General features: G+C 68.2%; 4 protein-coding genes, 1 tRNA gene and 1 rRNA gene. 2 read left to right on the forward strand and 4 right to left on the reverse strand.

The genetic code is table 11. The annotated features are described in order from the left end of the window. Positions 1 to 4: 4 nt before the first annotated feature. Positions 5 to 5,521: a HAMP domain-containing protein gene (locus AB0I66_RS24345; RefSeq protein WP_363210027.1), complete on the reverse strand. Its 5,517-nt coding sequence runs from the start codon at positions 5,519 to 5,521 to the stop codon at positions 5 to 7. 273 nt (positions 5,522 to 5,794) lie between these two features. Here AB0I66_RS24345 and AB0I66_RS24350 point away from each other — a divergent pair, with 273 nt between their 5' ends. Continuing rightward, a complete protein-coding gene (locus AB0I66_RS24350; RefSeq protein WP_363210028.1) occupies positions 5,795 to 8,458 on the forward strand; it encodes a SpoIIE family protein phosphatase in 2,664 nt (887 codons plus the stop codon). A gap of 86 nt (positions 8,459 to 8,544) precedes the next feature. On the opposite strand, the gene AB0I66_RS24355 is transcribed toward AB0I66_RS24350, so the two are convergent. Further along, positions 8,545 to 8,617: transfer RNA gene (locus tag AB0I66_RS24355), tRNA-Thr, on the reverse strand. Between the two features lie 140 nt (positions 8,618 to 8,757). On the opposite strand from AB0I66_RS24355, the gene AB0I66_RS24360 reads away from it, so the two are divergent. Beyond that, on the forward strand, positions 8,758 to 9,651 hold the full coding sequence (locus AB0I66_RS24360) for a PHB depolymerase family esterase (RefSeq protein WP_363210029.1): 894 nt from the start codon (positions 8,758 to 8,760) through the stop codon (positions 9,649 to 9,651). A gap of 12 nt (positions 9,652 to 9,663) precedes the next feature. Here AB0I66_RS24360 and AB0I66_RS24365 read toward each other — a convergent pair whose 3' ends face one another. Next, the gene (locus tag AB0I66_RS24365; RefSeq protein ID WP_363210030.1) at positions 9,664 to 10,326 is read right to left on the reverse strand and encodes a DegT/DnrJ/EryC1/StrS family aminotransferase; all 663 of its coding nucleotides are present in this window, start codon (positions 10,324 to 10,326) and stop codon (positions 9,664 to 9,666) included. A 115-nt stretch (positions 10,327 to 10,441) separates the two neighbouring features. Beyond that, positions 10,442 to 10,558: ribosomal RNA gene (gene rrf, locus AB0I66_RS24370) — 5S ribosomal RNA — on the reverse strand. Between the last annotated feature and the right edge of the window lie 164 nt (positions 10,559 to 10,722).

Consider the following 10,722-nt stretch of genomic DNA (forward strand, 5'->3'; position numbering starts at 1 on the left):
TCGGTCACTCCCCGCGCATCCACTGCTCCATCACCGAGAGCAGATGATCCGGGTCGACCGGCTTCGTAACGTAATCGGACGCCCCGGAGTCGATGGCCTTCTCGCGATCACCCTTCATGGCCTTCGCGGTGAGCGCGATGATCGGCAGCCCGGCGAACTGCGGCATCCTGCGGATCGCCGTCGTCGTCGCGTACCCGTCCATCTCCGGCATCATGATGTCCATCAGGACGACCGTCACGTCGTCGTGCTGTTCCAGGACTTCGATGCCCTCCCGGCCGTTCTCCGCGTACAGCACCGAGAGCCCGTGCTGCTCCAGGACACTGGTGAGCGCGAACACGTTGCGGATGTCGTCGTCGACGATGAGGACCTTCTCGCCGCCGAACTGGTAGCCCGGCCGCGCCTGAGCCGCCTCCTGCTGCCCCGCCGTCGGCCACTGCTCCCGCGAGCGCTCCTCCTGAGGCTCCGCGACGCCCTGCCCGGGCAGCACCGGCGGCTGCTCCGAAGAGGCGTGAGCGGCACGACGCCGGCGCCTGAAGAGCGTGCCGGAGTCCGGCGTCGCGTCCGGCCGCGGCGGTGTGACGCCCTCGCTCTGCGCGGGCTGCTCGGCCGTGGACGGGCCCTCCTCCAGGGCGGGCCTCGCGACCGTGCCCGGCAGGGGCGACAGCTGCGAGTAACCCTGGGGCGGCAGTTCGCTCGGGTGCAGCGGCAAATAGAGCGTGAACGTCGAGCCGCGGCCCGGTTCGCTCGCCGCGTGGATCTCGCCGCCGAGGAGTCGCGCGATCTCCCGGCTGATGGAGAGCCCGAGACCCGTGCCGCCGTACTTCCTGCTCGTCGTTCCGTCGGCCTGCTTGAACGCCTCGAAGATGACCCGCATCTTGCTGCCCGCGATGCCGATGCCGGTGTCGCTCACCGAGAACGCGATCAGATCCGCGTCCGCGTCACGCAGCGAACCGGCCTCCAGGAGCTGTTCGCGGATGGCGTTGGGCACATCGGCGTTCGCGTGCCGGATCACCAGCTCGACCGCTCCGGAGTCGGTGAACTTCACCGCGTTGGACAGGAGGTTGCGCAGCACCTGGAGGAGCCGCTGCTCGTCCGTGTGCAGCGTGGCGGGCAGCTCCGGAGACACCCGTACGGAGAAGTCGAGTCCCTTCTCTGCGGTCAGCGGCCGGAAAGTGGCCTCTACGTAGTCCACCAGTTGCACCAGGGCGATGCGTGTCGGGGAGACGTCCATCTTGCCCGCCTCGACCTTCGACAGGTCGAGGATGTCGTTGATGAGCTGCAGCAGGTCCGAGCCCGCTCCGTGGATCGTCTCGGCGAACTCCACCTGCTTGGGGGTGAGGTTGGCGTCGGCGTTGTCGGCGAGCAACTTGGCCAGGATCAGCAGGGAGTTGAGCGGCGTACGCAGCTCGTGCGACATGTTCGCCAGGAACTCGGACTTGTACCGCATGGAGACCGCGAGCTGCTCGGCGCGCTCCTCGAGGACCTGCCTGGCCTCTTCGATCTCGGTGTTCTTGACCTCGATGTCGCGGTTCTGCTGGGCGAGCAGCTCGGCCTTCTCCTCCAGTTCGGCGTTGGAGTCCTGCAGTGCCTTCTGCCGGTTCTCCAACTCCGCGGAGCGCTCGCGCAGTTGCTCGGTGAGCTCCTGCGACTGCTTGAGCAGTACCTCGGTCTTCGTGTTGACGCTGATGGTGTTGACGCTCGTCGCGATCATCTCGGCGATCTGGCTGAGGAAGTCCTTCTGGATCTGCGTGAATGGCTGGAAAGCGGCCAGCTCGATCACGCCGAGGACGGTTCCCTCGAAGAGCACCGGAAGGACGATCACCTGCGCGGGCGGCGCCTCACCGAGGCCGGACGCGATCCGCAGGTAGCCGGACGGCGCGTTCTCCACGAGGATCGTGCGCCGCTCCTGCGCCGCCGTGCCGATCAGCGTCTCGCCGGGCCTGAAGGACGTCGGCATGGAGCCCATGGAGTAGCCGTAACTGCCCATCATGCGCAGCTCGTACGCGTCACCCTGCTCGGCGCCCGGCTCCGGGGCGTCCTCCGTGGGCAGCGCCAGGAAGAACGCGCCGTGCTGCGCGGAGACCACGGGCGTCAGCTCGCTCATGATCAGCGAGGCGACGTCCGCCAGGTCCCTGCGGCCCTGCATCAGGCCGGAGATACGGGCGAGGTTGCCCTTGAGCCAGTCCTGTTCCTTGTTGGCGAGGGTGGTGTCGCGGAGGTTGGCGATCATCGAGTTGATGTTGTCCTGAAGGACCTGGATCTCGCCCGCGGCGTCCACGTCGATCTTCAGGTTCAGGTCGCCGCGCGTCACCGCGGTGGCGACCTCGGCGATGGCACGCACCTGACGCGTCAGGTTTCCGGCCATCTCGTTCACGGACTCGGTGAGGTCACGCCACGTGCCGTCGACGTCCCGCACCCGCGCCTGACCGCCCAACTGGCCTTCCGTGCCCACCTCGCGGGCCACGCGCGTGACCTGCTCGGCGAAGGACGACAGCTGGTCCACCATCGTGTTGATGGTGGTCTTGAGTTCGAGGATCTCGCCCCGGGCGTCGATGTCGATCTTCTTGGTCAGGTCGCCCTTGGCGATCGCGGTGGTGACCATCGCGATGTTGCGGACCTGGCCGGTGAGGTTGGAGGCCATGCCGTTCACGGACTCCGTCAGGTCCTTCCACGTGCCCGAGACTCCGGGCACCCGGGCCTGACCGCCGAGGATGCCGTCCGTGCCCACCTCGCGGGCCACCCGGGTCACCTCGTCCGCGAACGAACTCAGCGTCTTCACCATCGTGTTGACGGTGTCGGCGAGCTGCGCGACCTCGCCTCGCGCCTCGACGGTGACCTTCTTGGTCAGGTCTCCGTTGGCGACCGCCGCCGCGACCTGGGAGATGTTGCGCACCTGACCGGTCAGGTTGTTCGCCATCAGGTTGACGTTGTCGCTCAGGTCCTTCCAGGTACCGGTGACGCCCGGAACCCGCGCCTGACCACCCAGGTTGCCCTCGGTGCCCACCTCGCGGGCCACGCGGTTCACCTGCTCGGCGAAGTTGGAGAGCTGGTCGACCATCGTGTTCACGGTGGTGACGAGCTCGAGGATCTCGCCCTTCGCGTCGACGGTGATCTTCTTGGAGAGGTCGCCCATGGCGACGGCCGTGGTGACCTCGGCGATGTTGCGGACCTGAAGCGTCAGGTTGTTCGCCATGCCGTTCACGGACTGCGTGAGGTCCTTCCAGGTGCCGGAGACACCCTGCACCTCGGCCTGACCGCCCAGGATGCCGTCGGTGCCCACCTCACGGGCCACCCGCGTCACCTGCTCGGCGAACGCGGAGAGCTGGTCCACCATCGTGTTGAGGGTGTTCTTCAGCTCCAAAATCTCGCCGCGCGCGTCCACGTCGATCTTCTGCGACAGGTCACCGCGGGCCACCGCGGTAGCGACCTGCGCGATGTTGCGCACCTGGGCGGTGAGGTTGCCGGCCATGCCGTTCACGGAGTCGGTCAGATCGCGCCACACACCGGCCACGCCGGGCACCTGCGCCTGACCGCCGAGGCGGCCCTCCGTGCCCACCTCGCGGGCCACCCGGGTCACCTGGTCGGCAAAGGCGGAGAGCTGGTCGACCATCGTGTTGATGGTGTTCTTCAGCTCCAGGATCTCGCCGCGCGCGTCCACGTCGATCTTCTGCGACAGGTCACCGCGGGCCACTGCCGTCGTGACCTGGGCGATCTGACGCACCTGCGACGTCAGGTTCCCCGCCATGAAGTTGACGGAGTCGGTGAGTTCCTTCCAGGTGCCGCTGACACCGTCCACGCGCGCCTGGCCGCCGAGGCGGCCCTCCGTACCCACGTCGCGCGCCATCCGCGTGACCTGATCGGCGAAGGACGACAGCTGGTCCACCATCGTGTTGACGGTGTTCTTCAGTTGAAGCATCTCGCCGGAGACGTCGACGGTGACCTTCTGCGACAGGTCACCGTTGGCGACCGCCGTCGTGACCTGCGCGATGTTGCGGACCTGGCCCGTGAGGTTACGGAAGGCCGTGTTGACCGAGTCCGTCAGGTCCTTCCACGTGCCGGCCGCGCCCTGCACCTGCGCCTGGCCGCCGAGCTCACCCTCGACACCGATCTCCCGCGCCACGCGCGTCACTTCGGCACCGAAAGCGGACAGCTGGTCCACCATCGTGTTCACGGTGTTCTTCAGTTCGAGCATCTCGCCCGCGACATCGACGGTGACCTTCTGCGACAGGTCGCCGTTGGCGACCGCCGTCGTCACCGTCGCGATGTCGCGCACCTGCGTGGTGAGGTTGCGGAAGACCGTGTTCACCGAGTCGGTGAGGTCCTTCCACGTCCCCGCCGCGCCCGGCACGTTCGCCTGACCGCCGAGCTGCCCCTCGGCGCCGACCTCGTTCGCCACACGGGTGACCTCGTCCGCGAACGTACGCAGCGTCTCGGTCATCTGGTTGATGGTCTCGGCGAGTTGGGCGACCTCGCCGCGCGCGCTCACCGTCACCTTCTGGGACAGATCGCCGTTCGCGACAGCCGTCGTGACCTGGGCGATCCCACGCACCTGGGCGGTGAGATTGCCGGCCATAAGATTCACCGAATCGGTGAGGTCCTTCCACACGCCCGCCACACCCGGCACCTGCGCCTGGCCGCCGAGCTCGCCCTCCGTGCCGACCTCGCGCGCGACGCGGGTCACCTCGGAGGAGAAGGACGAGAGCTGGTCGACCATCGTGTTGACGGTGTTCTTCAGCTCCAGCATCTCGCCGGCGACGTGAACCGTCACCTTCCGGGACAAGTCACCCTTGGCGACCGCCGTCGTGACGAGAGCAATGTCACGCACCTGCGCGGTGAGCCGGTACGCCATGGTGTTCACCGAATCCGTGAGATCCTTCCACGAACCGGACATTCCGCGTACCCGCGCCTGGCCACCCAGCTTGCCCTCGGTGCCCACCTCACTGGCCACCCGCGTGACCTCGTCGGTGAACGTCGAGAGCTGGTCGACGAGGTTGTTGACCGTACGGCCGACCTTCAGGAACTCCCCCCGCAGCGGATGCCCGCTGCCCTCGTCGGCCTGCGCCCGCAGCTCCATCCTCTGCTCCAGGTCGCCCTCGGCGACCGCGGAGAGCACCCGCCCGACCTCGGAGACGGGGCGCACGAGATCGTCGACCAGCGCGTTCGACGCGTCGATCGCCGCCGCCCACGAGCCCTCGCTCGCGCCGGTCTCCAGGCGCTCCGTGAGTTTGCCCTCACGTCCGACCATCCGCCGGACCCGGGAGATCTCTCCGGTCAGGTGCAGATTGCGGTCGGCGACCTCATTGAAGACGGCGGCGATCTCGGACATGACGTCGTCACCGGACACCGTGAGCCGCTTGCGGAAGTTTCCGTCCCGCATCGCCACCAGCGCCGCGAGCAACCTGTTCAGGGCCGCTGCGTCCACCGACGTGGTCGTCCCGTGGCGCGGTTTGCGCTGTTTGCTCTGGGACTGTCCGTCTTTCGCACGCGTTTTAGTGCCCCGCGTCGCTGCGCCAGACTCCACTATGTCCCTCCCGCAAGGGTCGACCGTACTGCTCGGGTTACCTGGGCTCTCTTCAAGAAGCTTGCCCAGTGTTTCACCATGGCTGAACCAGGCCATAACAGTTCGGCAGCTTCGCACACCGTCCGCACACCCTCCGGGCGGAAACACTGACGACCGGCATCAGCATGGACGGCGAAGGTAAGTAACCTGGCATCCGGCTGTCCAACCACCCCGGTCCTGCCCGGCCTGGGCGGTGGCACACGTACAAGCGGGCATCGGAGGGGCGGCCGCACCATGGTGGGAGACTTGGGCGTCGATGCTCGTACGAGGAGTTCTGTGATCACCGCGCGCGCGGCTGCGACTTTCGACCCCGTCGGGCGTTCCGTCGCGACGGCCCGCTCCTTTGTCCGCGACACCCTCCAGGGGTGGGGGTTCACGGACATCGTCGACGACGCCGTCGTCCTCACCAGCGAGCTCGTCACCAATGCCGTGGTGCACGCCGGAACCGCCGCCGACGTCCTGTGCCTGCGCAGCGAGGACGCCGTACGCATCGAGGTCTCCGACCATTATCCGGAACGCGAGATCCCGCTCCAGCAAGCCGCCGTGAACATGGGCAACCCTGACCGCGAGGGCGGCCGCGGCCTCCAGCTGTGCGCGGCGCTCGCCACCCGCTGGGGCGTCGACTACACCCCCACGCAGAAGCAGGTCTGGTTCCAACTCGACCTCCCCGACCGCTCGGTGGGCACCCGGGCCGCAGGACCCGCCCTCCCCGCCGAACTGCTCCCCCTCACCGACGGCCGAGTCCGCGTGGCCGTCGTCCAGATCGACCGCGTGGGCGCGATCTCCGCCTGGAACGAAGACGCCGAAGAGCTCTTCGGGTACGTCGCCGAACAGGTCACCGGCAAACCGCTCACCGACTTCGCCGCCTGGCCGCACACCCCGGGCACCAGCACGGGCATCGTGGAAGCGCTCCAACTCTCCCGCTGGGAGGGCAGTTACGGCATCCGCGGCTCCGACGGCCGCGTGACCCCCGTCTACGCCTCACATCTGCGCGTGCGCGATGCCGACGGCGAACCCTCCACGGTCTGCCTGCTCGTCCGCGACGACGAGCGCGCCGTCCTGCAGACCCCGCTGCGCGGCCCCGCCCCCGAGCCCGGGGCGCTCACCGAGTCGCACACCGCCGACCCCTTCGAGGTCTTCATCGGCTCCCCGGCGCCGGACGACCTCGACGGTCTGCTCCAGCGCACGGTCGAGCGCGCCCGCGACATGCTCGACGGCGACGCCGCCTTCCTGCTCCTCGCCACGGACGACGAGACCGAGCTGGAGGTACGCGCCTCCACAGGCCTCCCCTCGGCCCGCCAGCGCTTCGCCCGCGTCCCCGTGGAGGCAGGACCCGGTCGCTACGGCTCCGCCCGCATGCCGGCCGTACACGAGGACCTCACGGTCGTCCCCGGTGCCGTACCGCTCCTCAGCGGCACGGGCATGCGCTCCGTCGTCACGGTCCCGCTGAAGGTCGAGGGACGCCTCACGGGCTCCCTGGGCGTCGCCGCCGAGGCCCCCGACCGCTACTCCAACGAAGAAGCCCTGCGCCTCCAGTTCGCCGCCGACCGCATCGCCCTCGCCGTCGAGTCCGCGCGCCTCGGCGAGCTCGAACGCCTGCGCCGTGGCTCGCTCTCCTTCCTGGTCGAGGCATCGGACCTCCTCGCGGGCACCCTGGACCGCGACCAGACCCTGGCGCTCATGGCCCAGATGACGGTCCCGACGCTCGCCACCTGGTGCGCGGTCTACACGATCGCCGACCAGTCGTCCGAGCCCTATCTCTCGTACGTCCTCCACGAGGACGAGGAGCGCATCGACGGCCTGAAGGCACTCCTCTCCAAGATCGCCCCTCCCGACCCAGTGCCGACCCCGGGAGCCCGTGTCTGGGCCGCCCCCTCGGAGGCCGCCCACCAGGCCGCCCTGCGCACCTCCATGCGCAGCCTCGGCCTCGGCGAGCCCCTGAGCCTGGGCTCGGGCATCGGCACGACGCTCTCCACGGCATCGGCGGTGGGCGGCGAGACGGTCGTCCTGCCCCTGGTCGCCCGCAACCGCGTCATCGGCATGTTGACCCTGGGCAAGCCATCCGACGAACACTTCCGCCAAGAGATCCTGGAACTGGCCGAAGACCTCTCCCGCCGAGCGGCCCTCGCCCTGGACAACGCCCGCCTGTACTCGGAGCGCATGGCCATCAGCCAGTCCCTCCAGCGCAGCCTGCTGCCGCCGGGGCTCCCGCAGATCCCGGGCGTCGAGGTCGACGTCATCTACCGCGCGGCCGGCGAGGGGAACGAAGTCGGCGGCGACTTCTACGACCTCTTCCCCATCCGCGACGGCGCGTACGGCTTCGCCATCGGCGACGTCTGCGGCACGGGCCCGGAAGCAGCCGCGGTCACCGGCCTGGCCCGCCACGCCCTGCGCCTCCTCGCCCGCGAGGGCTTCGGCGGCCCCGCCGTCCTGGAACGCCTGAACGCCGCGATCCTCGACGAAGGCGCCCGCAGCCGCTTCCTCACCCTCCTCTACGGGGAGTTGTGGCCGCAGGAGGACGGATCGGCCGTCCTGAAGATCGTCTGCGCCGGCCACCCGCTCCCCCTCCGCCTGCGCCAGGACGGAACGGTCGAGCCGTACGCGGAGCCGCAGCCGCTCCTCGGCGTCATGGACGACCTCGAGCTCTACGAACAGACGATGACGCTCGACCCGGGCGACGTCCTGCTCTGCGTGACGGACGGAGTCACCGAGCGCCGCGAAGGCACCCGCATGCTCGGCGACGACGGTCTCGCGGACGTCCTCACCACGTGCACGGGCCTCACCGCGGGCGCGGTAGCCGCCCGCATCATGCGCGCGGTCGAGCGCTTCGCGACGGACGCCCCGTCGGACGACATGGCCATCCTGGCGATGCGCGTCCCCGACATCCAGAAAGACTGACGATCTCGCACCGGGGGGCCCTGGGCCCCCGGGAAACAAAAAAGTCCCCGCCCAACTGGGCGGGGACTTTCCCGTCTTGCTCGCTGAGCCCCCATGCGGAATCGAACCGCAGACCTTCTCCTTACCATGGAGACGCTCTACCGACTGAGCTATAGGGGCCTGTTGCGCTTCGCGGTTTCCCGCTCGGCAACGGAATAGATCATACCTGAAATCGAAGGTGCCTCGAACCGACCGTTCCTCTGGACCGCCCGCACCGCCGCTGCCACTCTGCGCCCATGCCGACCCGACGTGGTACATCCATGCGGAACTCCTTACCCGTGGCTCTGGCCGCCCTGCTCCTGCCGCTCGCAGCCTGTGGGTCAGACGACGACAAGACCGCGGACCAGAAGCCCACCAAGAGGCCGCCTGCAGCGGAGACCCCGCGCCCGGGCGATCAAAAGGTCACGCTCACCTGGAAAGGCAAGAAGCGTGTCTACACGGTGCACGCCCCACCCGGTTACAACCGCTCGGAAAAGCTCCCGCTGGTCATCGCCATGCACCCCTATCCGGCCGACGGCGCGGCAGCGGCCACGATCAGCGGCCTCAGCGCCAAAGCCGACAAGGAGAACTTCCTCGTCGCCTATCCCGACGGCCTCAACCAAGCCTTCAACGCGTTGATCTGCTGCGGCACCGAGGACGACGTGGGCTTCATCCGTACGATCACGAAGAGGCTGACCACCACCTGGAACGCCGACCCGGACCGCGTCTACGCGACCGGCATCTCCAACGGCGGCGACATGTCCTACAAGCTGGCGGTCGAACTCCCCGACACCTTCGCGGCCATCGCCCCGGTCAGCGGCGGCTATCTCGGCCCCGACTCGGCGAAGGACTCGTACATGCCGAAAACCCCGGTCTCCGTGATCACCTTCATCGGCGGCCTCGACGAGCACTACGCCGGGATGGACGAGGGCATCACGGCCTGGCAGAAACGCCTGTCGTGCAAGACGAGCCAACCCGAGAAGCTCAAGAAGAAGATCAAAAAAACAACAGCCAAGTGCCGCGACGGCTCGGACGTGATCGTCTACCGGCTGCCCGACATGGGCCACTCCTGGCCGGGTGGTGCGGGCGGCAGCATGTCCGACCCCACCGCGGGAATCAACGCGACAGACCTGATGTGGGAGTTCTTCAAGTCCCACACCAAGGAGGCGTCTTAGCGAACGCGGCCCTCAGAACGCCGGCTGGAGAAGCCCGCCGAGCGCATTGCAGGCGGACACCACACGCTGCAGCTCGCGCCGCGACATGGACGCGTCGACCGGCAGCGCCAAGGTGTCGTCCGCGGCACGCTCGGTCTCCGGCAGATAGACGTCCCGCCAGAACTTGGGCGTGCGGTGAACGGGCGTCTTCACGGGCACCCGGCAGTCAATTCCCTTGGCCCGCACGGCACGTGCGAACGCGTCGCGGTCCGGCCGCCCATTTCCGGGCACCCGCACGACGTACTGCTGATAACTGTGACCCTCGACGCCGTCCGGGGTGATCACACCGCCGAGCCGCCCGCTGAGGTAGGCCGCGTGGGCCCGCCGCTGCGCCCGCTCGTCGAACGGTGCGTCCGACTCTCCCTGTTCCAGCACGAGAATGCCGTGCCGCGTCCCGACGTCCCGCAGGCGCCTCACGTCGGCCGGGTGCCCGAAGCGGTGCACGACGGCCACCGCGGCCGTACGGGAGGTCACGGCGGCGGCCACCGCTCCGGGATCGAGGCAGTACGTCGCCCGATCTATGTCCGCGAACACGGGCACGGCCCCTGCCAGGACCACGGCCTCGGCGATCTCGACGTTTCCGTACGCCGGCACGATGACCTCGTCACCGGCACCGACACCTGCGGCTCGCAACATGCCAACTGGCTCCATATCTCTGGATGTTGGCTGCGGAACGTGAACGGCAAGTGACGCAAAACAAAAAAGAGCTGGTCCCTGAACCGAAGTTCAGGGACCAGCTCTATTAATAATAGTTCGGCGGCGTCCTACTCTCCCACAGGGTCCCCCCTGCAGTACCATCGGCGCTGTGAGGCTTAGCTTCCGGGTTCGGAATGTAACCGGGCGTTTCCCTCACGCTATGACCACCGAAACACTATGAAACTGTCAACCGCACCGTAGTCGTGGCCCGACATACGGGGTTGTTCGTGGTTTCAGAACCAACACAGTGGACGCGAGCAACTGAGGACAAGCCCTCGGCCTATTAGTACCAGTCACCTCCACCCGTTGCCGGGCTTCCAGATCTGGCCTATCAAC

This window comes from Streptomyces sp. NPDC050439 (assembly GCF_040655335.1).
GTDB lineage: Bacteria > Actinomycetota > Actinomycetes > Streptomycetales > Streptomycetaceae > Streptomyces.

Bases quoted from the DNA above. Each gene is read 5' to 3' on its own strand.
- AB0I66_RS24350 (WP_363210028.1), top strand. From the start codon at position 5,795: ATGGTGGGAGACTTGGGCGTCGATGCTCGTACGAGGAGTTCTGTGATC.
- AB0I66_RS24360 (WP_363210029.1), top strand. From the start codon at position 8,758: ATGCGGAACTCCTTACCCGTGGCTCTGGCCGCCCTGCTCCTGCCGCTC.
- AB0I66_RS24365 (WP_363210030.1), bottom strand. From the start codon at position 10,326: ATGTTGCGAGCCGCAGGTGTCGGTGCCGGTGACGAGGTCATCGTGCCG.